The organism is Desulfovibrio sp. X2 (assembly GCF_000422205.1).
GTDB lineage: Bacteria > Desulfobacterota > Desulfovibrionia > Desulfovibrionales > Desulfovibrionaceae > Alkalidesulfovibrio.
Map to the genome: position 1 here is coordinate 12,973 of NZ_ATHV01000007.1, position 24,794 is coordinate 37,766.

Consider the following 24,794-nt stretch of genomic DNA (forward strand, 5'->3'; position numbering starts at 1 on the left):
ATTTTCAAATTCTTGTCTTGCCAAATTGACCAAGCATGGTGAATATACCAAATGAATTTGGTTGTTTATCCAGTCTGCCAGAAAAGGCCGCCAGCGGAGTGAACGTGGACCACAGCGAATGCATCTTCTGCAAGATCGCGCGGGGGGAGATTCCCTGCGCCAAGATCTACGAAACACAGAACATTTTATCGTTTCTGGACATCTCGCCCTCGGCCCCGGGGCATGCCCTGATCATCCCCAAGGCCCACTTCCCCACCGTCCTGGAGGTGGACCCGGCGCTCGGGCCCGATCTGATCACGGCCTTCGGCAAGGTGGGCCGCGCGGTCATGGCCGCCACCGGCGCCACGGGCATGAATGTCATGCTCAACTGCAACGAATCCGCGGGTCAGGTGGTGTTCCACACCCACTGGCACGTCATCCCGCGCATCGAGGGCGACGGCCTTCGCCTGTGGCCCGGCGGGAAATACGACTCCATGCAGGAAATGTCCGCCCTGGCGGAGAAGATACGAGCCCTGGTCGCATAGGGCTTTCTACCCACAACGGAGGATTCTTCGTATGAGCATCAACAACGGCGACGGCAAGACCCTGACCAAGGCCGACATCGTGGACCAGATCTACGAGAAGATCGACATGAACAGGGCGGAGATCAAGGCCCACGTCGAGACCCTTCTGGACCTCATGAAGCTCTCCATCAAGAAGGACCACAGCCTTCTCGTCTCGGGCTTCGGCAAGTTCGAGGCCTACGACAAGAAGGCCCGCAAGGGACGCAACCCGCAGACCAGCGAGACCATCACCCTGTCCCCGCGCAAGGTGGTCGTCTTCCGCCTCTCGCGCAAGTTCCGCTCCGAGCTCAACGATCAGCAGCAATGACGAAGGCCTGGGGGAACTCCCCGCGGAGTGCCTCCTTGCCCTGCTCTGCGGCGTTCAGGCTGGGAAAGACCCCGGCCTGAACGCGCCAGAAGGTCCTGCCGTCCACGTCCGCCTGCTCCACCTTCGTGTCCTTGTAGCCCCTGCCGACCATGCTCGCGGCCAGACGGTCCGCGTTGGCCTTGACCGTGAAGGCCCCCACCTGCACGTAGAAGCTGCCCTTCAGGTCCGTGCCCGTGAAGCCCGCGATGGCGCCGATGGAGCTGATGCGCACGTGCGCCAGCCCGGCCCGGTCCATGCCCAGGTCGCGCGCCGCGGCGAAGGAGAGGTCTATGATGCGGTGGTCCGGGTCCACGAAGGGGCCGCGGTCGTTGACGCGCACCGTGGTCGAGCGGCCGTTGTCCAGGTTCTCCACCTTGAGCATGGTGCCCATGGGCAGGATGCGGTGGGCCGCGGTCTCGTCGTACATGTCGTAGTATTCGCCGTTGGCCGTCTTCTTGCCGTGGAACTGCAGGCCGTACCACGAGGCGAGCCCTTCCTCGGAATAGCCCGCGGAGGAGAAGAGCGGCTGATAGGTCCGGCCGTCCTGGGTGTAGGCCCTGAACGTGCCCTTGGGCGCGGCCGTGCCGCCCTCGCCGGGACGCTGGGTGACGGGCACCTCGCCGCCGCGCCGTCCTGACGAGGCGGGAGTCCCTTCGTAGTTGTGGGTGCCGCAGCCGAAAAGGGCCGCGCAGAGGAACAGGAGCAGGGCGGCGCAGAAGAGGGCGCGCCGCTTCTCGTAGACTCGGGGCATTCTCGGTCTCCCGTGTTCTCCGGCCGGACAGGGCGCTTCGCCGCCGCCCTTCGCGCCGCCGTCGGCATCCGGCCGCTTTGTCCGCGCGCAGGGGATGCGCGCCTCCGGCCTTGTCGCCAGGATTGCCCTCGGGGTCAAGCCCTTTGCCCCCTCCGCCCTGCCGGGTCCGTCCCGCGAGGCTTTTCCGCCGACCGTCCGCTTCTTCCGGAAGAAGACGGATGGGCAGGGTACCCGTGCGCTTCCGAATCGCTGCGGCCTCGGGTTTTCCAGGCCGCCAGAAAAAAACGCCCGGGGCACTGCCCCGGGCGTTTTTCATGTACATGCGGTCAGACGTACTGACTCTGGACGATCTTTCCCTGCGCTTGGCCTAGAAGCCGTAGCCGAGTTCCTGGCGGATGCCGGCGGGCAGGTTGGCCGTGGCCGCCGGGTTGGCCTTCTTCTTGGCGGCGCCGGCCTGCACGCGGGCGGACTGGATGTCGGCCAGGGTGAAGCCGTCACGCGGGATGGAGAAGACCTGGCCCGGGTAGATGAGGTTCGGGCTCTTCGTGATCTTGTCGCGGTTGGCCTTGTAGATCAACGGCCACATGAAGGGGTCGTTGTAGATCTGGGCCTGCTCGGAGATGCGCCACAGGCACTCGCCCTTGACCACGGTGTGGCTCGAGGGGAGCTGCTTGTAGTTCATCTCGTAGATCTCCATGGGCGTGGGCGCGGGCTTGGGAGCCGGCTGCACGGGTGCAGGCTTTTCCACGGCCATGGGCTGCGGGACGGGTTCGGCCTTCTGCTGCTTGCTGGCGCAACCAACCGCGCCGGCGAACGCAACGGCCAGAAGAATCATCAGAATTTTTTTCATGTCGCCTTCCTCCACAATGGATCTGAGGTGCCTTTCGCCAGGTCAGACTTTCAACCGTTTTATCCAAGTATCAACAATTTCTCGTTCCTGCAATACAAGATCGTTTTCTTCTCCGCCTGTTCCCGCACGCCCCAGGGCCTCGGCCGCCTTTTCCATCCAGCCGCCCCGCCTGAGGCTCTGCGCTGCCAGCAGATACATCTCGTCCTGCCTCTCGCCGTAGACCGCGCGCAGCAGGTCGCGGCAGCCGTCGCCGAAGACCTGGGCCACGAGCTCGGCCTCCTCGAAGAGCAGGCGGGCCAGGAGCGGGTTCTCGCGGTGCGGCTGCAGGTAGATGGGGAAGAGGCGGCGGCAGTGGTAGAGGATGAAGCGGATGCGCTTGATCTCGCGCTCCATGCTCTGCCAGGTCTGGCGCAGGACCTCGTAGAGCTCCTGGCAGATGACGGACTCCTCGCGCGGCAGGTCCTGGGACTGCATGTCGCGGAACCAGGGGGCGTAGGTCTGCTGCTGGTAGGCGTCCTCCTTGAGCTTGATCGTCTCGTGGAAGATGTAGCCCACGCACCAGTCCAGGAACTGGCCCACCAGCCGCGCGTCCTTGTCCGAGCGGAAGACGTGGTGCGCCGTGTCCTTGAGGCGCCACAAAAGCCCCTTGTTGCTCTCCTCGCCCAGCAGGTCGCGCAGCACGGCGAAGTCCAGCCAGCCGTGGTGGTCGAAGCGCCTGAACTGCTCCTCCAGGGCGCGGGAGGCCTTGCAGAAGTCGCGCAGGACGTCCCGCACGAACTGGGCCTTCTTCTTCTTTATCCAGGAACGCGACATGAGCCGGAACTCCCTTTCTCTTCCGACCGTTACCACAGAAAAAGCGGCGCAACGACCGGGCAGGGCCACAAAAGGACAATCGCCCGGGCCTGTCAACACGAATCATCCCCAGGAATCATCCCCGTCACCGCCGCGGCCAGGCCCCGCCCGCGCACGGCCCCCGGGCACCGGCGTGGCGGGCGGTCAGGCCAGCTCGCGCAGGAGGTTCAGGAACTTGCCCGCCTTGGCCATGGTCTCGTGGTACTCGCGGCTCGGCTCGGACTCGGCCACCACCGCGCTGCCCGCGTGGAAGACGAGGCTCTTCGCCCCGCAGCGCGCCGTGCGCACTGCCGTGGAGGCGTCCATGTCCCGCGGGCCGTGGATCATCAGGAAGCTGCCGCCGTAGGCCTCGCGGCTGTGCGGCTCGAGCTCCTCTATGATCTGAAGCGAGCGGCGGCGGGGGTTGCCGCAGACCGAGGCGGGCGGGAAGGCGGCGGCCAGGAGGTCGAAGACGTCGCACTCCTCGCGCAGGGTGCCGGTGACGTTGGAGTACATGTGCAGGAGATCGTCCACCTGCAGCACGGACTTGTGGCCGTACACGCGCACGCTGCCCGTCCCGCAGACTGCGGCCAGGTCGTCGCGCGCGAGGTCCACGGCGATGGCCAGCTCCGCCTCGTCCTTGTCCGAGGCCAGGAGCGTCTCCGCGAGCTCCCTGGGCGCCCGGTCCAGCCCCGCGTGCAGCGTGCCCTTGATGGGCTGGGTCAGCACTTCGCCGTCCTTGACGCGCAGGAAGCGCTCGGGCGAGGTCGAGAGCAGGGTCTGCGCGCCTCCCCCCTCTCTCTCTCCGCCCGGGGCGCGGAAGCAGGCGTAGTAGCCCGCCGGGTAGCGGCGGAAGAGCAGGCGCAGGAGGCCGAGCGGATCGCCCGAGGTGATCTCGGCGCGCAGCTCCATGGAAAGGTTCAGTTCCGAGACGTCCGAGGCCCGGATGTGGTCCACGGCCCGCTGCACGGCGTTCTCGTAGGCCGTGCGGTCCAGGGATTGGGCCAGGGCGCCGGAGAAGCGCACCGGGGCCCGGGTCAGGGCCTTGGGCGGCCCCTCGGCCAGCAGGTCGCGCACGAGGTCGACCAGATCGTCTGCAGGCCCGGTACCGCCCTCCTCCCCTGCAGGCCCGGCGGCCGAGGGATGCAGCAGCTCCAGACTTCGGGCGTCCGGGTCGTAGGAGAGGTAGAGGGCGTACTTGCGCAGGGCGCCGAGCGGCAGGGAGCGCGTCTTGGCGCTCGTCACGCCGTGGCGCGCGAGCCCCCACTCGTAGGCCAGCCAGCCGAGCACGGGCCGGGCGTCGGCAAAGGCGAAGGCGGCCATGTCGCGCGGGCCCGTGGCCGCGTCGGCCACGAGCTCGGCCTCGGCCTTGAGCCCGGCCAGGATGCGCGGGGCGCGGCCGTCCCTGCCCGGCGTGAGGAAGGCGTCGGTCCCGGCCGCGGCGTCGAGCGCCGCGAGCAGGTCCAGGGCCGCTTCCGGCTCAAGGGTGAAGGAGGCCAGCGAGCGCATGGCGCAGAAGCTCCTCGGGCTTCTCGGTGAGGAAGGACTCCACCTGGAAGGCGAGGCCCGCCAGGGGCAGGCTCTCGTGGCGCACGGCCATGGGCACGCCGCCGTCCGTGGCCGCGGTGACCGCGAGCCCGGGCGCGAGGCGCGAGGCGTAGAGCGACTGGTAGCGGGCCACGCGCAGGCGCTCCGGGCCGAAGCCCACGGTCTCGGCCCGGCCCTGCGCGGGCGTGGCCAGCGCCGCGGTCTCCCCGCCCAGGCAGTGGTTGACGATGAGCATGCCGAGCCCGATGCCCAAAATGGCTGGCCCGGCGTGTCGCGCGGAGTCGTCCGCGGGATTCCCCTGCGCGAAGAGCGGCGCGTAGGCCGGGTAGTCGCGCGGGTGTCCAGGCCCGGTGGCGATGAAGAGCAGGTCGCAGTCGCGCGCCCGCTCGGCCGAGAGGTCGGCGTAGGCCACGCTCTCGGGCACGACGTCGAGGACCTGGGCCGCGAGGTGGGCCAGGCTGCGGCTGAAGCCGCCCCCGTTGTCGGCCAGGAGCAGGCGCATCTCAGCCCTCGGCTTCTGCCCCCGCGGGCGTGGGCGCCGCGGGGCGGCCGTGCCAGAAGATGCGCGAGAAGGTCTCCTCGGAGAGGAAGCTCGAGCCCTTGACCAGGATGGCGATGACCGCGAGCGAGAAGAGGAGCCTGCCCCAGAGGATGCCCGAGAGGTGCGCCCCGGCCAGGATCATGAGCATGGTGTCCTCGATCAGCGAGTGCGACAAGGCCATGAGCGAGAGGCCGAAGACCACGTCGCGCCGCGAAAGCCGCCCCGAGCGCGCCTCCTCGATGATCAGCCCGCCGCCGTAGGCCAGCCCGAGGGTCACGCCGATGACCGTGATGGGCGCGGCCGCGGGCCCTATGCCGCAGAGCCTGAGCATCGGCGCGAGCAGCCTGTTCAGCCGGTCGGTCAGGCCGGTGGCCTCGAAGATGCCCATCATGACCACGAGGAAGAAGATGATGCAGGCGATGAAGCCGAGGGTGCGCAGCTCCTTCACCCCCCACTCGAGCAGGCTCTCCGTGCCCGGGGCCGGGGTGAAGATGATCTGCGCCGGTCCCTGCAGCCAGCCCGTGGCGAGGTAGATCCGGTTCAGCAGCGCGCCCAGCGCCAGCGCGCCGACGAGGCGCAGCACGAGCTGCACCGAGGCGCGCGGCCCCGAGGCCCTGGCCACGACCGTCTCCACGAGCAGGTTGTGGGCCACGAGCATCATGGTCGCGAGCACCGTGGCCTGGGCCGCGGTCACGCTCTGGTTCTGGGCCAGCTGGGCGAAGACGATGAGCCCGGCGTACATGCTGTTGAGCATGGCCGAGACCCAGGCCAGGCTGAAGACCGCGGGCAGACCGACCAGCCCCATGATCGGGCCGAAGGGCTTGGACAGGGGGCCGACGAGGTCCAGGACCTGCAGCACCTTGACCAGCACGACCACCGGGACCATGACCTTGAACAGGGCCAGGCAGGTGCGCACGGTCTGCGCCGCCCGCCCCAGGAGCCAGGCCGGAAGGCGGGACCACATGTTCGTCTCGGTGCTCACGACAGCAGCTCCTGTATGCGCGGCGCCGCCTTCATGGCCTCGAGCCAGCCCGCGGGCACCGCGCCCTCGCCGTGTGCCGCGCCCAGGACGCAGCCCACGGCGATGTTGCGCGCCGCCGAGTCGCCGCCCGCGAGCGTGCTCTGGAGGAGCCCCGCGGCCGGGTCGTCGGCGTATCTGGCCAGCAGGTGGACCACGCTCGGGAAGGCGCTCTGGAATTCGCAGTTCTGGCCGAAGCGCTCGATCACGGCCAGGGAGTCCTCCCCGGCCGAGGCCAGGCCCGCCTCGGCCAGACGGCCGATGTCGGGCACCTCGGCCTGCTTCGCGGCCTCCTCCACGGCGGGGCGGACGGCCTGCCCGCCGAGGACGCGCGAGGCGACGCGGGCGAGGAAGGCGGCCGCGTCCACCACCTGGGGGGACTTGTGGGTCAGCGCGGCCTGCTGCCGTGCCGCCCCGGCCAGGGCCTCGGGGTCGGTCACGAAGCCGAGGAGCGGTGCGAAGCGCGAGGCCCCGGACAGGTCCTGCGAGGTGCTTCCGGCCTCCTCGGCGGGCCAGCCTGCCTTCAGGTTCTCCAGGGTGCGGCGCGTGGCGCCGTCCACGTACCCGGCATAGCCGTCGGCGAAGAGCGCCTGCCAGCGCTGCGCGAAGTCCGCCGCGTCGAAGCCGCCTTTCGCGGCCGCGGACTCGAGCAGGACCAGCATCTGATCGCCGTAGTGGGTGAAGTCGCCCCTGCCCTTGCCCTTGTGGTAGCTGTCCGCAAGCGGGGCCACGGGGCCGGAGAGGCCGGGAAACTCGCGCGCGATGCGCGCCTGGTCGTATATCCAGTGCGGCCCGAGCGCCAGGCAGTCGCCGACGAAGGCCGCAAGCACCGCGGCCCGCCTCGTCGTATCCATAAAAGACTCCTCCTCAAGGGTTCTCCCGGGGCGTCCTTTCCGGACCTTCCCGCCGCGGGATTCCTGCGCGCGCAACGCGTCTTCATCTCTGTGGCACGAACGTGGGGGGATGACAAGAAGCTGCAAGGGCGCCGGAAAACGCGTCCCCGACAGGCCGCGACTGGCCGCAACTGGCCGGGACTGGCCGCGATGGACCACGACAAGCGGCGGCGAACCGCAACGAAGAAGAACTGCAACGGGCGACGAGCGGACGCAGAGCGGGGATGGAACGGGGAGCGGGAACGGGGAGATGCGGCCGGATGCCGGGGACCGGGCGAGGGCGGGCGGGATTGGGCGGCGCCGGGTGGAATCAGGCGGCGCCGTGCTCGGCCGCGGTCTCGCGCACGGCCGAGATGAGTTCCTCGCGGCGGAAGGGCTTGCAGAGCACGCGGTCCGCGCCGAGGACCTTGGCGTAGCTCAGGTACTCCATGCCGCCGATCTCGCCGCCTCCGGAGATGGCCAGGATGTGCGCCGCGGGGTCCAGGCCGCGCAGGTCGATGATCGTCTCGATGCCGTCCTTGCGGGGCATGAAGATGTCCACGATGACCACGTCGGGGGGGCGCTGGCGGTAGCGCCGCACGCCGTCCATGCCGTCGCCGGCCTCCACCACCTCGAAGCCTCCCTGCTCGAGGTACAGGCGCATCATGTCGCGCATCACCGCATCGTCGTCGATAACCAGAACCCTGGCCATGGGGCACCTCCCTGACGGGAATCGCACTGATGCTTGCATATCTACGGCCGAATCGACCACAAGGCAAGCCGTTTGGCCGCGTCCGCTTTTCCCTTGCGCGCCGCCACCCTCGCGGCTACCCTCGGCAGGGTCACAAGGAGGTCGCCATGCAGCGCCAGCTTCGCCGTATCCTCGTCCCGCTCGTCGCCGCGGCCCTGGCCGTGGTCCTCGCGGCGCTCCCGGCCGCGGCCGAGAAGCCGGTGCGCTGCACGGGCCAGACCGTCTACGCCCCGGCCTACTCCCACATCTACCACGGCGTGAAGACCAGGCACTTCCCGCTGACCGTGACGCTCAGCATCCGCAACGTGGACCCGGCCAACACGATCACAATCACCGCGGTGGAATACCGCAACGAGAAGGGCGAGCTCCTGCGCACCTTCTCGGGCATCCAGCGCGGCCTGCAGCCCTTCGAGACCGCCGAGGCCGTGATCGAGCAGCAGGACGCCAGCGGCGGCTCGGGCGCCAGCTTCGTCGTGCGCTGGGAGAGCTCGGCCAGCGCCATTCCGCCCATGATCCAGACGGTCATGATCGGCTCGGCCGCGGGCCAGGGCATCTCCTTCCTCTCCGGGAGCCGGGTCATCGAGCAGCACTAGGCTGCCCCCTCCTCCCCTCCCCGGCCCCTCCCGGCCCCCGACCGGGGAACTCCCGGCGGCGAAAGCGCGGCCAAAGGCCTCGCTGCCGCGCGCTTTTTGACAACAACGGGCAAATTGCCTAGAGACAAGCGGTTTAGCCGCTTGGAGACGAATCATGGCCAAGATTCAGAAGATAAAAGGGTTCGCGGACCTGTTCGCGGCCGAGGCGGGCAAGTACACCTTCCTGGAAGGCGCCGCCCGGACCGTGTTCTCGCGCTACGGATACGGCGAGCTGCGCACGCCGGTTGTGGAGTTCACCGAGCTCTTCGCCAAGGGCATCGGGGCGGACACGGACGTGGTGGGCAAGGAGATGTACACCTTCCCCGACCGCAAGGGCCGTTCCCTGACGCTTCGGCCCGAGGCGACGGCGGGCGTGGTGCGCGCCTTCGCGGAGTCCGGGACGTACCAGCCCGGCCGCGTGTTCAAGTATTTCACCTTCGGTCCCATGTTCCGCTACGAGCGGCCGCAGAAGGGCCGCATGCGCCAGTTCCACCAGATCAACGTGGAGTGCTTCGGCTCGGCCTCGCCCTACACGGACGCGGAAGTGCTGCTCATGCTGCACGACTTCCTGAGCGCCGCGGGGCTGACCAAGCTCTCCTTCGAGCTGAACACCCTGGGCTGCCCCGAGTGCCGTCCCGCCTACCGGCAGGCGCTGAGCGACTACTTCGCCTCCCTGCCCGCGGACGCCCTGTGCGAGGACTGCCGCCGCCGCATGACCACCAACCCGCTGCGCGTGCTGGACTGCAAGGTGCCCTCGTGCCGCGAGGCCACGGACGGCGCGCCGAGCGTGCAGGACCACGCCTGCGCCCGCTGCAAGGGCAATTTCGAGGTGGTTACCGCGGCGCTCGACGCAGCAGGCCTCGCCTACACGGTCAACCCGCGGCTCGTGCGCGGCCTGGACTACTACCAGGGCACGACCTTCGAGGTCGTCTCCGGCGACATCGGCTCGCAGTCGTCCGTGGCCGGAGGCGGCCGCTACGACGGCCTGGTGAAGCTGCTCGGCGGCCCGGACGTGCCGGGCATCGGCTTCGCCTGCGGCATGGAGCGCCTGGCGCTGCTCCTGCCCGAGCGGAAGACGCAGGCGCCGGACTTCCACATCGCGGTGCTGGATGCGGCCGCGCTGCCCGAGGCCCTGGCCCTGGCGCAGCGCATCCGGGCCATGAATCTCACCGGCGAGGTGGCCCACGAGGCCGGAAGCATGAAGAGCCAGCTGCGCGCGGCGGATCGCTCCGGAGCGCGCTTCTGCCTGATCATGGGCGGCGACGAGCTGGCCGCCCGCACGGTGGTGGTCAAGGCCATGTCCACGGGCGAGCAGATGACCGTGCCCCTGGACGACGCCGAGCGCGTGGTCCTCAGGTAGCCCCCGGCGGGTGGACCACGAAAGGCGGATCCCGGATTTTCAGGACATCAGGAACGGACAACGCTTTTTCCCGCAGCCCCCGGCCGAAGTCCTCGGCACGGGTGCGGCGGTTCGGGGGGCGAGGAGAGGCCGGACGGCCTTCCCCTCTCCTTCCGGGATATACCAACGGAGCCCGACACAATGGATGAAGCACGGCGTATCGACGACCTGGGCGGCTGGCGCCGCTCGCACCGCAACAACGAACTGCGGGCCTCGGACATCGGCAGCGAAGTCTGCCTGATGGGCTGGGTGCAGTACCGCCGCGACCACGGCGGCCTGATCTTCATCGACCTGCGCGACCGCGAGGGCCTGACGCAGATCGTCTTCGACCCGGACATCGCGGCCGACGCGCACGCCCGCGCCCACGCCCTGCGCCCGGAGTACGTGCTGGCGGCCAAGGGCCGCGTGCGCTCCCGGCCCCAGGGCATGGCCAACCCGAACCTGGGCACCGGCGATGTCGAGGTCGAGATCTACGACTGGAAGCTGCTGAACACCTCCCAGACCCCGCCCTTCGAGATCGAGGACCGGGTGGAGGTGGGCGAGCCCATGCGCCTCAAGTACCGCTACCTGGACCTCAGGCGGCCCAGGCTCGCCAAGAACTTCGTGCTGCGCCACAAGGCGGCCCAGAGCGTGCGCCGCTACCTGGACGGCCTCGACTTCCTCGAGATCGAGACGCCCATCCTGACCAAGTCCACGCCCGAGGGCGCGCGCGACTTCCTGGTGCCCTCGCGCCTGAACCCGGGCGAGTTCTACGCCCTGCCGCAGTCGCCGCAGCTCTTCAAGCAGCTGCTCATGGTCTCGGGCCTGGACCGCTACTACCAGATCGTCAAGTGCTTCCGCGACGAGGACCTGCGCGCCGACCGCCAGCCCGAGTTCACCCAGATCGACATCGAGATGAGCTTCGCGGACGAGGAGCTGGTCATGGACATGGCCGAGGGCATGGTCCGCACCCTGTTCAAGGAGTGCCTCGACATCGACCTGCCCGCCGTCTTCCCGCGCATGCCCTACGACGAGGCCATCCGCGACTACGGCCTGGACAAGCCCGACGTGCGCTTCGGCCTGAAGCTCGTGGAGTGCTCGGACATCTTCACGAACTCCGGCTTCAAGGTCTTCGCCCGCGCCGAGCTCGTGAAGTGCCTCAAGGTCGAGGGCGGCGAATCCCTGACGCGCAAGGAGATCGACGAGCTGACCGAGTTCGTGAAGATCTACGGCGCCCAGGGGCTGGCCTGGATCAAGATCAAGGAGAACGAGTGGCAGTCGCCCATCGTCAAGTTCTTCTCCGAGGAGGAGAAGGCCGCCCTTGCCGAGCGCCTCGCGCTCAAGCCCGGCGACATCCTCTTCTTCCAGGCAGGACCGGCGGACATGGTCAACACCGCGCTCGGCTACCTGCGCGTGCGCATGGGCGAGCGCATGGGCCTCATCCCCGAGGGCAGCTTCGCCCCCCTGTGGGTCACGGACTTCCCGCTGCTGGAGTGGGACCCCGAGGAGAAGCGGTTCATGGCCAAGCACCATCCCTTCACCTCGCTCAAGCCCGGCCAGGAGGAGCTGCTCGTCTCCGATCCCGGCAAGGCCCTGGCCCGCGCCTACGACCTCGTGCTGAACGGCAACGAGATCGGCGGCGGCTCCATCCGCATCCACAACGCCGAGGTGCAGCTGAACATGCTGCGCGCGCTGGGCATCCACGAGGCCGAGGCCAAGGACAAGTTCGGCTTCCTGCTCGAGGCCCTGCAGTTCGGCGCGCCGCCGCACGGAGGCATTGCCTTCGGCCTGGACCGTCTTATCATGCTCATGGCGGGGGCGACGTCGATCCGCGACGTGATCGCCTTCCCCAAGACCCAGCGGGGCACCTGCCTGATGACCGAGTCGCCTTCCGACGTCTCCTCGCGCCAGCTGCGCGAGCTGCACATCAAGCTGCGCGAGCGGCCGCAGGACAAGGCAGCCGCCGAGGCCCGGCCCGCGGCGGACACGACGGAAAGCTAGACGGCGGCAGACGGACGCGGGCCGCGGCCCGCGTCCGCCCCGCCCTTATTTCGATGGAATAGTCGAGGACAGATGCAGCGAGAGATACGCAAATACCCGGATCCGGTGCTCAAGCAGAAGGCCGAGGCGCTGGCCGAGATCACGCCGGAGATCCGCCGGCTGGCCGAGGACATGATTGAGACCATGTACGAGAACGAGGGCATCGGCCTGGCCGCGCCCCAGGTGGGCGAGTCCATCCGGCTCGTGGTCATTGACGTGACCGGCCCTGAGAAGCGCGAGGAGCCCATCGTGCTGGTCAATCCAGAGATCGTCTGCACGAACGGCGAGGTGACCTCGGACGAGGGCTGCCTCTCGGTCAAGGGCATGCGCGCCGAGGTGGCGCGCGCCGAGACCTGCACCGTGCGCGGCCTGGACCTGGACGGCAACACCGTGGAGATCGAGGCCGAGGGCACCAAGTCCGTCTGCCTGCAGCACGAGATCGACCACCTGGACGGCGTGCTCTTCATCGACCGCATCTCGCGGCTGAAGCGCACGCTCTACGACGCCAAGGTGAAGAAATGGAAGCGCCAGGGCAAAAAGATCTGAGGCTCGTCTTCATGGGCACTCCGGACTTCGCGGCCGAGGTGCTCTCGCGCGTGCTCGACTGGCCGCACGGAAAGGTCGTGGGCGTCTACACCCAGCCCGACCGTCCCTGCGGCCGCGGCCAGGTCTGCCGACCCTCGCCGGTCAAGCGCCTGGCGCTGGAGCGCGGCCTGCCCGTGTTCCAGCCCGTGAACTTCAAGGCCGCCGAGGCGGTGGAGGAGCTGCGCGCGCTCGCGCCCGACCTCCTGCTGGTGGCGGCCTACGGCCTCATCCTGCCCCGCTCGGTGCTCGACATCCCGCGCTTCGGTCCGTTCAACGTCCACGCCTCCCTGCTGCCCAAGCACCGCGGCGCCGCGCCCATCCAGCGCGCGCTCCTCGCGGGCGACCGCTCCACCGGCATCACCATCATGCGCATGGAGGAGGGGCTCGATTCCGGCCCCATGCTCCTGCAGCGCGCCCTGGCCATCGGCATCGAGGACACGGCCCAGACCCTGCACGACGAGCTGGCCGCCATGGGCGGCGAGATGCTCTGCGAGGTCATGGACGCGCTGCGCGCGGGCACCCTCTCCCAGATCCCCCAGGACGACGGGCAGGCCACCTACGCGCCCAAGCTGCGCAAGGAGGAGGGGCTGATCGACTGGGGCGGGAGCGCGGCGGCCGTGCATGCCCGCATCCGGGCCATGACCCCCTGGCCGGGGGCCTATTTCCACCTCGCCCTGCCCGGCCGCGAGAAGCCGCTGCGCGTGGGCGTGCTGCCCGGCCGCATCGGCGAGGAGAAGCCCGCCTGGGCCGCCCCCGGCGACCTCGTGGGCGTTACGGGCTGCGAGATCCGCATGGCCACGGCGGACCGCGTCTACGCGCTCCTTGCGCTGCACCCCCAGGGAAAAAAGCCCATGGACGGCCGCGCCTTCGCCTGCGGCTACCTGGACAGCTGCCCCGAGGGCCAGGCCAAGGCCTGCTCCGGAGACGGCCTGTAGTGCCTGCGCGGCGCGCGGTTCGGACCTTTTCCCTGCCTCCCGCCCGCGGCGCGTCCCGCCGATGTCCTGATCGACCCCATGCCGCGGCGCGCGTCTGACGCGTCTTTCGGGTGCGTCTTTTGGACGCTTCTTTCGGGCCCTTTTGAGGCCCTGGCGGGTCTTTTCAAGCCTCGCCCGCGTATGCCATACTCCATCGGATGGATAAGCGGATGGACAAGACGACCAGGATTCCCGTGCACGGCGATCTGAACGACACACTGGGGCAACCCGCGCGAAAGCGGCTGTTCATCGGCCTCATCGTCGGCGCGAGCGCCATCGTCTGCTGCGTGCTGGCCCTGCTCTGGGTCATCCCCTTCGTCGGCTTCGCAAACATCCATCCGGCCGCGCCCTGGGTCTTCGGCGCGCTCGTCCTGGCGCTCATCCTCATCGTGGGCTGGGCCTCGCTCGGCCTCGTGGTGAACATCATGACCGGCCGCACCCTGCCCTTCTTCAGGCGCATGCGCGGGCTCACGGTCAAGCTCTTCCTGCCGCTCATGACCCTGCTCGGCAAGTTCCTGGGCTTCACCAAGCAGGAGGTCCGGGCCTCGTTCATCAAGGTCAACAACGAACTGGTCGAGGGCGAGGCGGGCACCTACCCGGCCTCCAAGATCCTCCTGCTCATGCCCCACTGCCTGCAGCGCAGCACCTGCAGCCGCCGCCTGACCTACGACATCCGCAACTGCAAGCGCTGCGGCAAGTGCCCCATCGACGGCCTGATCGGCCTCTCGGACCGCTACGGCATCGAGCTGGCCATCGCCACGGGCGGGACCATCGCCCGGCGCATCGTGGTCCAGAAGCGCCCGCGCCTCATCCTGGCCGTGGCCTGCGAGCGCGATCTGGCCGAGGGCATCCAGGACACCTACCCCCTGCCGGTCTTCGGCGTGCTCAACGAGCGGCCCAACGGCCCCTGCCTGGACACCCTGGTCGCCCTGCCCCGCCTGGAAGAGGCCATCCGCCGCTTCCTGGCGCCGGACGACATCGCGGCCGCCGAGGAGCGCGCGCAAGCGGCCTCGGCAAAGACCACCCCCGACGACCACGACGCGCCCGTGCGCGCGGTCGACTAGCCGTGGCCCGCTCCACCGCCCTTCCCTCGGCGCGCGCCGCCGCCCTGGCCGTGCTGCGCGGCTGCCTGCGCAACGGCGAAGACGTACAGCCCGCGCTCGACCACGCCGTGGCCTCCTTCCGCCTCTCGGCGCGCGACGCGGCCCTGGCCACCGAGCTCTGCTACGGCGTGCTGCGCCTGAAAGGCCGCCTCGACGCCCTGCTCGACCGCTTCCTCAAGGCGCCCGGCAAGGTGCCGCCCAAGCTGCGCGACGCGCTCGAGGTGGCGGCGTACGAGATCCATTTCCTGGACAAGGTTCCGGAATACGCGGCCGTGGACTGGGCCGTGTCCTACGTGCGGGCCGAGTTCGGCAAGGCGCTCTCGGGCCTCGCCAACGCCGTGCTCAGAAACGTGGCCCGGCTCGGCGACGCGGCGCACGATCCCGAGACCTTCCGCGCGGGCGCGCGCGACGAGGCGGCCTTTCTCGCGCGCTGGCATTCCTGCCCGGAATGGGTCGTGCGCATGTGGCGCGCACAAATGCCCTCAGATCGCGTTTCAGCCCTCCTCGAGGCCCAGAGCCTGCCCGCGCCCCTCGGACTGCGTCTGAACCCCGTCTCGGCCGAATCCGGCCCGCTGACCGAAGAACTGGCCGCGCGCCCCGGCCTCCTCTGGCGCGAGGGCGACGCCCTGGCCTTTGCGCCTGGCAGCATCCCCCCCGGCGAGATCGACGAGCTGTTGCGCGCGGGCGCCCTCTCGCGCCAGAGCGCGGCCGCGCAGCAGGCCCTGCTCGCGCTCGCCCCGGCCTCCTGGCCCGGCCCCGTCTGGGACGCCTGCGCCGGGCGCGGCGGCAAGTCGCTCATCCTGGCCGAGCGGGGACTTGCGCCGCGGCTCGCCTCGGACCCCAACGCCCGTCGCCTGCGAGGCCTGTCCCGCGAGTGCCACCGCCTGGGCCTGCCGGAGATACCGGCCGTGCGCGCCCGCGCCGAGGAGCCGCCGCTGCGCCGCTGGGAGGGCACCATCCTGCTCGACGCGCCCTGCTCGGGCCTGGGCGTGCTCGCGCGCAGGCCGGACAGCAAGTGGAAGCGCACCCCGCGCGACTGCGGCGACCTGGCCGCGCTGCAGCGCCGCATCCTCACCGCCTCCTACGACCTGCTCGCCCCGGGCGGCGCCGTGGCCTACCTGACCTGCACGCTGAACCGCGACGAGAACGAAGGGGCCGTGGACCACCTCCTGCGCGAACGGCCCGACGCCCGCCTTGAGACCACCTGGGCCACGCCCGCCGACTCCATCCTGCGCGAATTCTTCTTCACCGCACTCATCCGCAAGCCGTAAGGCCCGAACGGGACGAGAGGGCGGCCGGGGGGATGCCTCCGGCGGCCAAGGGGGCGCGGCCCCCTTGGAACCCCGTCTTTGGGTTTCGCCCCCCCTTCTCCCGCCATCCCTTTTTTATTTTTCGAGTTTCACATGAAACATTCTGGGGCCTGTCGATTTTCGACAGGCCCCAGGAGCAGAAAGTTTAGGAGGGGAGGTGGAGAGGGGGTGCAGGGGAGAGGCGGAGGGGAAGCCCTTTTCAAAGGGTGCCCCTCCGCCTCTCCCCCGCTCAGGCCGTCCCAGGAACCCCATCTGCCGCGTTGCCGCGAAAAGCGCACACCTTCGCGTATGCCGGAATACGCGTCAGGCGTGCACTTTTCTTGCGCCTTGCATCTGGGGCTCTTGGAACGGCCTGGAGAATGCCGTTCGTCGATCCGCGCAGTCCGCTTCGCTCTACTTGCCGCCGCGCACGGTGACGCGGTCGACGATCCTGGCGTAGTAGGCGTCGGCCTCTTCGAGGTCCACGGACCGCTTGCGGGCCATGTTGAGCTTCATGGTCAGGTAGTTGAGCTTCTGGATCTGGCGCTGCTTTTCGGACTCGTCCTCGAGGTGGGCCAGGAGGTCGCGGGTGGTCTCGATGTCGCGCAGGGTGGCGGCGTCCTCGGGCAGGTGGCCGGAGTTCCTGAGCATGGTGTAGGCCATGCGCAGCTCTTCGGGGATGCTGAAATACTCGTCCAGGGAGAGGGGGCTGCCCTGGCCCTGGAGGTCCTTGAACTCGCCGTTGCGCTCGGCTTCCTTGATGCGCTCCTCGGCGATGATGTGGATGGCGCTGAACATGCGATGCTCCATGTTCCCGCAAGGCGGGACCGCGGGCGAGACGTCAGGCCTCGCGCCAGATTTCGAGCACGGTCATGTCGTCGCAGGCGGTGTTCCCGGCCAGCCATTCCCTGGCCGAGGCCAGGGCCGCCGGGCCGTAGGGCGGGCAGGACGGGAAGCCGTCGCCGTCCGCGAGGCGTCCCAGGCAGCCTTCGTCCCAGGCCGTGCCGCAGGGGGCGCGGGCCTCGGTCACGCCGTCGGTGAGGAAGAGCACGGAATCTCCGGGCCCGACCGTGATCTCGGCGGCAGCATAGGACACGCCGCCCGCGATGCCAAGGGGCAGCCCCGCGGTCTCCGGCGGGGGGCAAAGGCCCGCGGGCGTGATCCAGCAGGGCGGTACGTGGCCCGCCCGGGCGAACTGCAGGCAGCCGCTCGCCGGGTGGTAGCGGCCCGCCAGTGCGGTGACGAAGAGTTCGCCCGCGAAGAGGTCGACCAGGGGCTCGTTGACCGCGGCCAGGAGCTCGCCCACGTCCTCGTGGACCTGGGCCTCGGTGCGCACGCGCGACCAGAGCGCGGCCATGACCAGGGCCGCGGGCAGCCCCTTGCCCGCCACGTCGGCCACGTAGAGGAGCAGGCTGCCGTCCGGAAGCGGGATGCAGTCGAAAAGGTCGCCGCCCACGAAGGCGGCGGGCCTGGAGGCGGCCCAGAGGCGGCTGCCGTGGGGCAGGTCGGGCAGGGTCGGCCAGAAGTGGGCCTGGATGCGCGCGGCGGTCTCGAGCTGCGTGGTCATGCGCTGCTGCTCCAGCCGCGCCTTGAGCAGCCTGGCACGCACGATGGCCACGGCGGCGAGGTTGGCGAAGCTCTCCAGGACCTCGCGGTCCTCCGCGTCGTAGCAGGTGCGGTGCGTCGCGTTCAGCACCTGGAGCACGCCCAGGAGCTCGTCGCGGTGGACGACGGGCACGCAGAGCAGGCAGCGGGTGGTGAAGCCGGTGGAGCGGTCGGCGCCGTCCGAGAAGCGTTCGTCGGAGCGGGCCTCGTTGACGATGAGCGAGGTGCGCTCGCGCGCCACCCAGCCCGCCACGCCCTCGCCCAGGCGCAGGGTGATCTCGGCGCGCAGCAGGTCCGCCGCGGCCGAGCCCAGGACGTCGTTTCGCGCGTGGGCGAAGGAGAGGAGCCGGGTGGCCGGGTCCCAGAGGAGCAGGGAGGAGGCCTCGGAGCCGGTGACCTCCTGGGCCAGGGAGAGCAGCCTGTCGAGGAGCTCGGGCAGGGATTCGATCTCGGCCAGGCTCTGGCTGGCCGAGATGAGGTGGCGCAGGCGCCGTGCCTGGCCGCTGCCGCTCCCCATGCGCCTCTCCCCCCCTTTCCTCCGCTGTCCCGGCTATTCGCCGAAGCGGCGGAGCAGCCCTTCCAGCTCTTCCTTGCTGGTGAAGTAGAAGCTGATGCGGCCGCGCTCCTCCTGGCCGGTGCAGGTCACCTTGACCCCGAAGCGGCCGGCCAGCTCCTGGGCCATGTCGTCCAGGCTCGGGCTCTTCTCGCGCCCCGGGCCCTTGCGGCGGCCCGCGCCGATGCGCACCACGGCGCCCTCCTCGGGCAAGTCGCCGTTCTTCTTCCAGTAGGTGGCCTGGGCCTCGGCCTGGCGCACGGAAAGTCCGAGCTGGCCGATGCGCTCCATGAGCGTGACCTGGGCCGCCTGGTCGGCGATGGCCAGGATGGCGCGGGCGTGGCCCGCGGTCAGGCCGCCCTTCAGCAGGTCGTCCTGCACGCTCTCGGGCAGGGTCAGCAGGCGCAGGGCGTTGGCCACGGCCGGGCGGCTCTTGCCCACGCGGCCCGCCAGCTCCTCCTGGGAGAGGGAGAGGCGCTCCTGCAGCTCGCGCAGTCCCCGGGCCTCTTCGATGGGGTTCAGGTCCTCGCGCTGCAGGTTCTCGATGAGGGCGATGGCCAGGCTTTCCTCATCGTCGAGATTCTTGATCATGGCCGGGATGTCGGTCATTCCGGCCATCTGGGAGGCGCGCCAGCGGCGCTCGCCCGCGACCAGCTCGTACTCGTCCTTGCGGCCGGGAATGCGGCGCACGAGCACCGGCTGCAGCACGCCCTGGGACTTGATGGAGCGCGCGAGGTCCTTCAGCCCTTCCTGGTCGAAGGTCCGGCGCGGCTGCTGCGGGTTGGGGATGATGGAGGTGATGGGCAGGCGGCGCACCTCGGCCGCGCCCGCTTCCTGGGCCACGCCGCCGAGCAGGGCATCGAGTCCCCTGCCGAGTCCACGCGACGGTTCAGGCATGACGCTACTCCTTCAAGCCGTGACGGCTGTTTCTTGACTCCGCGTGATCTTGCCCTATTCTCTGTAAGCGCCCGACGCCAGGCCCGGGGCCTGCTTCGGGGCAATCAGCACACAAGGAGCCTATAGTGTCCGAGACCAGCCCCGTTCTCTATCTCTACGACGAGGCCAAGCGCCTGCACGGCGTTCTCATAGATCCCGAACTCTGGGAAAAGATCGAGCCCCTGGTCCGTGAGCATCTCCCCTCCTCCGCCAAGGCCGAGGAGCCCGAGCCGCCCGAGCCGATGGCCGACTGGGAGACGCTGACGGCCTACTGGGACTTCAAGTACGACCCGGACTACGACGTCGCCTGCGGCGTCTGCGGCGAGTCGACCACGGACTGGCGCGCGGACGAGCCGCGCAAGTTCCGTCTCGTCGGGGCGAACCTGGGGGGCCTGGTGACCTTCAAGTGCCAGAAGTGCAAGGCCAAGGTCATCAAGCGCCATTTCAAGGATCATATCAAGGTCGAGACCCAGCCCTTCCAGGACAAAAAGGACCCCCGCCTCAACGCCGTGTACGACGGCAACCGCCAGTACTTCACCTAGGGTCTTCCCTCGGCTCAAGCCGAGCGCGGCCTCCTGCGGGCCACCTCCTGCGCGAGATTGAGGTAGGCGGTGGCCCCCACAGATCTGATATCGTAGGAAATGACCGGCTTGCCGAAGCTCGGCGCCTCGGAGAGGCGCACGTTGCGCGGCACGACCGTCTCGAAGAGATACTCGGGCAGGGTGCGGCGCACCTCGTTCTTGACCTGCGCGGAGAGCCGGTTGCGCTTGTCGTACATGGTCAGGACCACGCCGAGGAGCGCCAGCCCCGGATTCAGGCGGCGGCGGACCAGGGTGTAGGTCTTGAGCAGCTGGGCGATGCCCTCCATGGCGTAGTACTCGCACTGCAGAGGCACGAGCATCTCCGTGGCCGCGCACAGGGCGTTGACCGTGAGCAGGCCGAGGGACGGCGGGCAGTCGAGGATCACGTAGTCGTAATCCGGGCTCACGACCTCCATGAGGTCGCGCAGGTAGAACTCGCGGCCGAGCTTGTCGGCAAGCTCGAGCTCCGCGCCCACCAGGTCCTGGGATGAGGGCATGAGCGAAAGATAGGGAAGATCGGTGGGGTAGACGGCTTCGAGCGCCTTCTCGGGCTGGAAGAGCACGGTGTACAGGCTCCCCTTCCCTTCCCCGGCCGCAAGGCCCAGGCCGCTCGATGCGTTGGCCTGGGGGTCGCAGTCCACCAGGAGGACCTTCTTCTCCATGACCGCAAGGCAGGAGGCGAGATTGACCGCTGTGGTCGTCTTGCCCACGCCGCCCTTCTGGTTCGCGATGACGATTTGTCTGGCCATAGCGCGTAACCCGCCGAACTCCTTGAGTGTTTCGTGTGAGAAGTCGAATTTCACCAATGTTTCACGTGAAACATCAACTTTTCGCAGTAAACTGTCTGTTCGACTGTGACCTACCGTCTATCCCCCCATATGGGAAGTTCAAAAGCTGAAAAAAATTAAAAATGAAATAAAAAAGCCCGGCAGAGCCGGGCTTCATACATTCCAGGAAAACCGTAACTAGATTTTATAGTAGTCGCGGTACCACTCGACGAATTTCTCGATTCCCTTCTCGATGGGGGTGTTCGGTTTGAAGCCGACATCCTCGATCAAGTCATCGACATTCGCATAGGTCGCCGGCACATCACCCGGCTGCATGTCCATGTAATTGCGGGTCGCCTTTTTCCCGAGCGCATTCTCGAGAACTTCGATGTAGCGTTCGAGCTCGACGCAGTTATTGTTTCCGATGTTGTAGATTTTATACGGCGCCGGGCTGGAGCTGGGGTCGGGATTGAGACCGCTCCACTTCGGGTTGGGTTCGGGAACCTTCACCATGACGCGCACGACACCTTCGACGATGTCATCGATGTAGGTAAAATCTCGCTTCATCTTTCCGTGGTTGAAAACATTGATCGGCTTCCCTTCCAGAATACCCTTGGTGAAAAGGAAGAGCGCCATGTCCGGTCTGCCCCACGGGCCATAGACGGTAAAAAAGCGAAGACCGGTGGCCGGGAGCTTGAACAAATAGCTGTAGGCGTGCGCCATAAGTTCGTTGGACTTCTTCGAGGCCGCGTACAAGCTGATCGGGTGGTCCACGTTGTCGTGAATGCTGAAAGGCATGGTGGAGTTCAGGCCGTACACCGAGCTGGAAGAGGCGAAAACGAGATGCTTCACTCCCGTATGGCGGCAGCCTTCGAGAATATGCAGGAAGCCGTTGATGTTCGCGTTGATGTAGGACTTGGGATTGATGAGGCTGTAGCGGACTCCTGCCTGGGCCGCGAGGTTGACCACGTAATCGAAGGCGTGGTCCCCGAAAACTTTCGCCACGGCGGCCTCGTCGTTGAGATCGTCCGGGCAGAAGGTGAAGGCGTCGTTCTTCTGCAGCAGGGCGAGGCGGGCCTTCTTGAGGTTCACGTCGTAGTAGTCGGTCAGGGCGTCCAGCCCCACCACTTCGTAGCCCCGCTCCAGCAGCCGGGCGGAGAGATGAAAGCCGATGAATCCGGCGGCGCCGGTGACAAGTACTTTCATGATCGCTGTTCCTTGTTTGGACGGATAGTCTGCCGGGCGCGGCGCGGCGCATGGAGGCGGGAGCGCGAAATGCGCGCGGGGCCGTGCGAGGCCCCGCGCTTATAGCCCAAAAGGGATGTGTCCGCCAGCCCCGAGGCCGGGCGCCCCGGGCCGCGCCCGCGCGGGACCGGGGTCCTCCCCTGCCCTGCCGGACGATTCAGCCTCACTCCTTGCCGAACATCTTCAGCAGGTCGATGGGCAGCGGGATGACAGTGGAGGAGCGGCCCTCCGACGTCATCTCGCGCAGGGTCTGCAGGTAGCGCAGCTGCAGGGCCTGCGGCGACTCGCTGATGATCCGCGCGGCCTCGGTGAGCTTGGCCGCCGCCTGGAACTCGCCCTCGGCGTTGATGACCTTGGCGCGCCGCTCGCGCTCGGCCTCGGCCTGCTTGGCCATGGAGCGCTGCATTTCCTGGGGCAGGTCGATGTACTTGAGCTCCACGGTCGTGACCTTGATGCCCCAGGGGTCTGTGTGCTGGTCAAGGATCGCCTGGATCTCGTGGTTCACCTCTTCGCGGTGCGAGAGGAGCGAGTCCAGCTCAACGCCGCCGCAGACGCTGCGCAGCGTGGTCTGGGCCAGCTGGGAGGTGGCGTAGATGTAGTCCTCCACCTCCACGATGGCCTTCACCGGGTCCATGACACGGAAGTAGACCACGGCGTTGACCTTCACGCTCACGTTGTCGCGGGTGATGACGTCCTGGTTGGGCACGTCCATGGTGATGACGCGCAGCGCGACGCGGGTCATGCGGTCGAGGACCGGTATGAGGAAGATGAGGCCGGGCCCCTTGGCCTTGATGATGCGGCCGAGCCTGAAGATGACCCCGCGCTCGTACTCGTTGAGCACGCGCACCGAGGCCATGAGCAGAAAGATGAGGATGGCGGCGATGGGCAGGAAGGCGATCATGAATCCCCCTTGGTGGTGGTTGAATGCGCAGGGTGTGAAGGATGCGCGGGATGGATCGTGTCCGAAGGCTCCTCGAGCATGACCTCAAGAGTCAGGCCGTCGACACGCAAGACGCGGACGACGTCGCCCGCGGCATATTCTCCGGCCTCCTCGGAGACCGCGTTCCACAACTCGCCGTGCGCCAGGATGGTGCCCCGGCCGCCCGACCAGCGCTGCACCACTCCGCGGGTGCCGAGCATGCCCTCGGACCCGCCCGAGGGCCGGGCGCGATGCGCCTTGGCGGCCAGCCACACGGCCAGCAGCAGGAGCAGCGAGACGCCGCTCACGGTGACGATGATGGTCAGCATGTCCACGCCTTCCGCCCCCTGTCCCGACTTGAAGAGGATGACCGAGCCGACGAACAGGGAGACCACGCCCGCGACCGAGAGGAGGCCGTAGCTGGTGACGTGCAGCTCGAGCAGAAAGAGCACGAGGCCGAAGAGGATGATTATGAGTCCTGCGGCGTTGGTGGGCAGGATGGACATGGCATAGAGCGCGAGCAGCATGGAAAGCCCGCCGAGCACGCCGGGCAGGATGGCGCCGGGCGTGGCCAGCTCGAAGAAGAGGCCCGCCATGCCGCCGAGCAGCAGGAAATAGGCGACCTGCGGGTCGAGCAGCCAGGCCAGGAAGGCGTGCCTGAACCCCGGCTCCTGCTGGTGGATGACCACGGTGTCCGGATCGAAGCGGATGGACTCGCCGTGATAGGGGATGCCGCGCTTGCCGAGCTGCTGGATGAGGTCGTCGGGGCTGTCGGCGATGAGGTCCACGACGTGCTTGAGCACCGCCTCCTTGGCCGTGATGCTCACGGCCTTGTCCACGGCCTCCTCGTACCACTGCACGTTCCTGCCGCGCGCCTCGGCCACGCCCCTGATGAAGCTCATGATGTCGTTCTTGACCTTGGTCTCCATGGTCCCCTTGATGTCCTCACCGCCCGGCCCCACGGGCGAGGCCGCGCCGATGGTCGTCTGCGGGGCCATGGCCGCCACGTCCGCCGCAGCCACGATGAAGACACCCGCGGAGGCCGCGTGCGCGCCCGCCGGACCGACCCACACGGCCACCGGCACCGGGGCATTGAGGATGAGGCGGACCATGTCGCGCATGGCCTCGCCCGAGCCGCCGGGCGTGTCCAGGCGGATGATCAGCAGGCCCGCGCCCTCGTTCGAGGCCGCGTCCATGGCGGACTGCAGGAAGTCCGTCTGGGCCGGGCTTATGCTGCCCGTGATCTCCACGTAGCGGATGATGAAGGGCGATTCGTCGTGCACCTCGGGCGACTCGGGCTTCTCCTGCGCCAGGGCGCCGGACACCGGGCAGACCGCGAGGCAGGCGAGGAGAGACACGAGCAGTGAGACCGGCAGCAGCCAGGCGAAGGGGACTCTGCGCATCATGCGCAACCCATAGCGCAGCGCGCAGGGCGAGACAAGCGCGGGAGAAAAGAAACGGGGCCGAAACGGCCTGTCAGTCGAGGGAGAGGGTCTGCAACGTGGAGAGGACCAGCTTCATGGCCTGGACATTGCGGGCCACGAGCTCGCCGGGGCCCGGCAGGACGACCACGCGCGGCCCGCCCTGGCGGGCCATGGAAAACGAGCGGTAGGCGAAGGGCCTGTCCGGGAAGAGGGTCATGCCGGCGCGCTTGCCGAAGAGCACCACCGTGGCGGCCTGAAGCTCGGCCACGCCGCGCCAGAAGAGCGCGGGCTTGGCCAGGACCGCCTGCCCGCTCGGCTCGCACAGCGGCCAGAAGGCCACGGTGCCCGCGGGCCAGGCCAGCTTTTCCAGAAGGCGCCGCCAGACGTCGCGCCGTTCCCGGCTGGGCTCGGGGCCGAGGTCCTGGAACAGGTCCCAGTAGCTGAAGACGACCCGCGCGGGCTTGCGGACGCGTTGCAGATATCCGTCCCACGGCGCAGGCCACGGTTGGCCGTCAGATTCCACCATGCCTTCCCTGTAGGCCGCCATTGACGGATTTTGCGCGCCTTCGCCGACCCCTGCGGAAGGTTGCGGATGCGGACGTCCCTGACGCGCGGTTGCGGACGTTGTGGACGGCGCCGCCCTGCCCTGCCCTCCGGCCTGCTCAGGGGCCTTGCGCGCCGGAGCCGGGGCA

Annotated in this window: 26 protein-coding genes; 10 read left to right on the forward strand and 16 right to left on the reverse strand. The window is 68.5% G+C overall.

Translation table 11 applies throughout. The features are described 5' to 3' along the window. Positions 1 to 104: 104 nt before the first annotated feature. Positions 105 to 524, forward strand: coding sequence for an HIT family protein (locus DSX2_RS03185; RefSeq protein ID WP_020879596.1), 420 nt, complete (start codon positions 105 to 107; stop codon positions 522 to 524). 31 nt (positions 525 to 555) lie between these two features. Then, the gene (locus DSX2_RS03190; RefSeq protein WP_020879597.1) at positions 556 to 870 is read left to right on the forward strand and encodes an integration host factor subunit alpha; all 315 of its coding nucleotides are present in this window, start codon (positions 556 to 558) and stop codon (positions 868 to 870) included. On the opposite strand, the gene DSX2_RS03195 is transcribed toward DSX2_RS03190, so the two are convergent. From DSX2_RS03195 to DSX2_RS03230, 8 genes are all read right to left on the reverse strand, one after another. Then, on the reverse strand, positions 851 to 1,660 hold the full coding sequence (locus DSX2_RS03195; protein WP_020879598.1) for a septal ring lytic transglycosylase RlpA family protein: 810 nt from the start codon (positions 1,658 to 1,660) through the stop codon (positions 851 to 853). The genes DSX2_RS03190 and DSX2_RS03195 overlap by 20 nt on opposite strands. A 367-nt stretch (positions 1,661 to 2,027) precedes the next feature. Next, the gene (locus DSX2_RS03200) at positions 2,028 to 2,510 is read right to left on the reverse strand and encodes a LysM peptidoglycan-binding domain-containing protein (RefSeq protein WP_020879599.1); all 483 of its coding nucleotides are present in this window, start codon (positions 2,508 to 2,510) and stop codon (positions 2,028 to 2,030) included. Positions 2,511 to 2,552: 42 nt separating this feature from the next. Beyond that, positions 2,553 to 3,323, reverse strand: coding sequence for a hypothetical protein (locus DSX2_RS03205; RefSeq protein WP_020879600.1), 771 nt, complete (start codon positions 3,321 to 3,323; stop codon positions 2,553 to 2,555). Positions 3,324 to 3,506: 183 nt separating this feature from the next. Then, positions 3,507 to 4,850, reverse strand: a complete 1,344-nt coding sequence (locus DSX2_RS03210; protein ID WP_020879601.1) for a chorismate-binding protein — start codon at positions 4,848 to 4,850, stop codon at positions 3,507 to 3,509. Further along, the gene (locus DSX2_RS03215) at positions 4,822 to 5,391 is read right to left on the reverse strand and encodes a glutamine amidotransferase (protein ID WP_020879602.1); all 570 of its coding nucleotides are present in this window, start codon (positions 5,389 to 5,391) and stop codon (positions 4,822 to 4,824) included. The genes DSX2_RS03210 and DSX2_RS03215 overlap by 29 nt, the downstream gene beginning before the upstream one ends. 1 nt (position 5,392) lies before the next feature. Continuing rightward, a complete protein-coding gene (locus DSX2_RS03220; RefSeq protein ID WP_020879603.1) occupies positions 5,393 to 6,412 on the reverse strand; it encodes a hypothetical protein in 1,020 nt (339 codons plus the stop codon). Then, complete coding sequence (locus tag DSX2_RS03225) at positions 6,409 to 7,302, reverse strand: ADP-ribosylglycohydrolase family protein (protein ID WP_020879604.1); 894 nt, start codon at positions 7,300 to 7,302, stop codon at positions 6,409 to 6,411. The genes DSX2_RS03220 and DSX2_RS03225 overlap by 4 nt, the downstream gene beginning before the upstream one ends. Before the next feature lie 349 nt (positions 7,303 to 7,651). Then, positions 7,652 to 8,032 carry a response regulator transcription factor gene (locus tag DSX2_RS03230; protein WP_020879605.1) on the reverse strand — a complete coding sequence of 127 codons (381 nt, stop codon included), beginning with the start codon at positions 8,030 to 8,032 and terminating at the stop codon, positions 7,652 to 7,654. 146 nt (positions 8,033 to 8,178) lie between these two features. Here DSX2_RS03230 and DSX2_RS03235 point away from each other — a divergent pair, with 146 nt between their 5' ends. The 7 genes from DSX2_RS03235 to DSX2_RS03265 all read left to right on the forward strand — a co-directional run bounded on the left by DSX2_RS03235 (position 8,179) and on the right by DSX2_RS03265 (position 16,054). Continuing rightward, positions 8,179 to 8,664 carry a DUF3124 domain-containing protein gene (locus tag DSX2_RS03235; RefSeq protein ID WP_020879606.1) on the forward strand — a complete coding sequence of 162 codons (486 nt, stop codon included), beginning with the start codon at positions 8,179 to 8,181 and terminating at the stop codon, positions 8,662 to 8,664. 154 nt (positions 8,665 to 8,818) lie between these two features. Then, on the forward strand, positions 8,819 to 10,063 hold the full coding sequence (gene hisS / locus DSX2_RS03240; RefSeq protein WP_020879607.1) for a histidine--tRNA ligase: 1,245 nt from the start codon (positions 8,819 to 8,821) through the stop codon (positions 10,061 to 10,063). A gap of 180 nt (positions 10,064 to 10,243) precedes the next feature. Next, a complete protein-coding gene (gene aspS / locus DSX2_RS03245; RefSeq protein WP_020879608.1) occupies positions 10,244 to 12,082 on the forward strand; it encodes an aspartate--tRNA ligase in 1,839 nt (612 codons plus the stop codon). A 72-nt stretch (positions 12,083 to 12,154) separates the two neighbouring features. Further along, positions 12,155 to 12,667 carry a peptide deformylase gene (gene def / locus DSX2_RS03250; RefSeq protein WP_020879609.1) on the forward strand — a complete coding sequence of 171 codons (513 nt, stop codon included), beginning with the start codon at positions 12,155 to 12,157 and terminating at the stop codon, positions 12,665 to 12,667. A gap of 11 nt (positions 12,668 to 12,678) precedes the next feature. Beyond that, complete coding sequence (fmt, locus tag DSX2_RS03255) at positions 12,679 to 13,641, forward strand: methionyl-tRNA formyltransferase (protein WP_020879610.1); 963 nt, start codon at positions 12,679 to 12,681, stop codon at positions 13,639 to 13,641. 209 nt (positions 13,642 to 13,850) lie between these two features. Continuing rightward, a complete protein-coding gene (locus tag DSX2_RS03260) occupies positions 13,851 to 14,744 on the forward strand; it encodes a DUF116 domain-containing protein (RefSeq protein ID WP_020879611.1) in 894 nt (297 codons plus the stop codon). A 2-nt stretch (positions 14,745 to 14,746) separates the two neighbouring features. Continuing rightward, positions 14,747 to 16,054 carry a transcription antitermination factor NusB gene (locus tag DSX2_RS03265; RefSeq protein WP_020879612.1) on the forward strand — a complete coding sequence of 436 codons (1,308 nt, stop codon included), beginning with the start codon at positions 14,747 to 14,749 and terminating at the stop codon, positions 16,052 to 16,054. 432 nt (positions 16,055 to 16,486) lie between these two features. Here the strand turns inward: DSX2_RS03265 and DSX2_RS03270 are convergent, their stop codons facing one another. Genes DSX2_RS03270 through DSX2_RS03280 form a run of 3 tightly spaced genes read right to left on the reverse strand, consistent with a single transcriptional unit; the run spans position 16,487 to position 19,127 of the window. Next, positions 16,487 to 16,870 (reverse strand): DnaJ family domain-containing protein, encoded by a 384-nt coding sequence (locus DSX2_RS03270; protein WP_020879613.1) that lies wholly within the window; start codon positions 16,868 to 16,870, stop codon positions 16,487 to 16,489. A 43-nt stretch (positions 16,871 to 16,913) separates the two neighbouring features. After that, entirely contained in the window at positions 16,914 to 18,194 is a 1,281-nt protein-coding gene (locus DSX2_RS03275) for a PP2C family protein-serine/threonine phosphatase (RefSeq protein WP_020879614.1), read from the reverse strand. Positions 18,195 to 18,227: 33 nt separating this feature from the next. Beyond that, a complete protein-coding gene (locus DSX2_RS03280; protein ID WP_020879615.1) occupies positions 18,228 to 19,127 on the reverse strand; it encodes a ParB/RepB/Spo0J family partition protein in 900 nt (299 codons plus the stop codon). Between the two features lie 125 nt (positions 19,128 to 19,252). Here DSX2_RS03280 and DSX2_RS03285 point away from each other — a divergent pair, with 125 nt between their 5' ends. Continuing rightward, positions 19,253 to 19,708: a hypothetical protein gene (locus DSX2_RS03285; protein ID WP_020879616.1), complete on the forward strand. Its 456-nt coding sequence runs from the start codon at positions 19,253 to 19,255 to the stop codon at positions 19,706 to 19,708. Between the two features lie 14 nt (positions 19,709 to 19,722). On the opposite strand, the gene DSX2_RS03290 is transcribed toward DSX2_RS03285, so the two are convergent. The 5 genes from DSX2_RS03290 to DSX2_RS03310 all read right to left on the reverse strand — a co-directional run bounded on the left by DSX2_RS03290 (position 19,723) and on the right by DSX2_RS03310 (position 24,625). Next, positions 19,723 to 20,496: a ParA family protein gene (locus tag DSX2_RS03290; RefSeq protein WP_020879617.1), complete on the reverse strand. Its 774-nt coding sequence runs from the start codon at positions 20,494 to 20,496 to the stop codon at positions 19,723 to 19,725. 216 nt (positions 20,497 to 20,712) lie between these two features. Beyond that, a complete protein-coding gene (locus tag DSX2_RS03295) occupies positions 20,713 to 21,720 on the reverse strand; it encodes an NAD-dependent epimerase (protein ID WP_020879618.1) in 1,008 nt (335 codons plus the stop codon). Positions 21,721 to 21,922: 202 nt separating this feature from the next. Then, positions 21,923 to 22,660 (reverse strand): slipin family protein, encoded by a 738-nt coding sequence (locus DSX2_RS03300; protein ID WP_020879619.1) that lies wholly within the window; start codon positions 22,658 to 22,660, stop codon positions 21,923 to 21,925. Continuing rightward, a complete protein-coding gene (locus DSX2_RS03305) occupies positions 22,657 to 24,084 on the reverse strand; it encodes a nodulation protein NfeD (RefSeq protein ID WP_020879620.1) in 1,428 nt (475 codons plus the stop codon). Before DSX2_RS03305 ends, DSX2_RS03300 begins: the two co-directional genes overlap by 4 nt. Before the next feature lie 70 nt (positions 24,085 to 24,154). Continuing rightward, complete coding sequence (locus DSX2_RS03310) at positions 24,155 to 24,625, reverse strand: hypothetical protein (RefSeq protein WP_172640002.1); 471 nt, start codon at positions 24,623 to 24,625, stop codon at positions 24,155 to 24,157. Between the last annotated feature and the right edge of the window lie 169 nt (positions 24,626 to 24,794).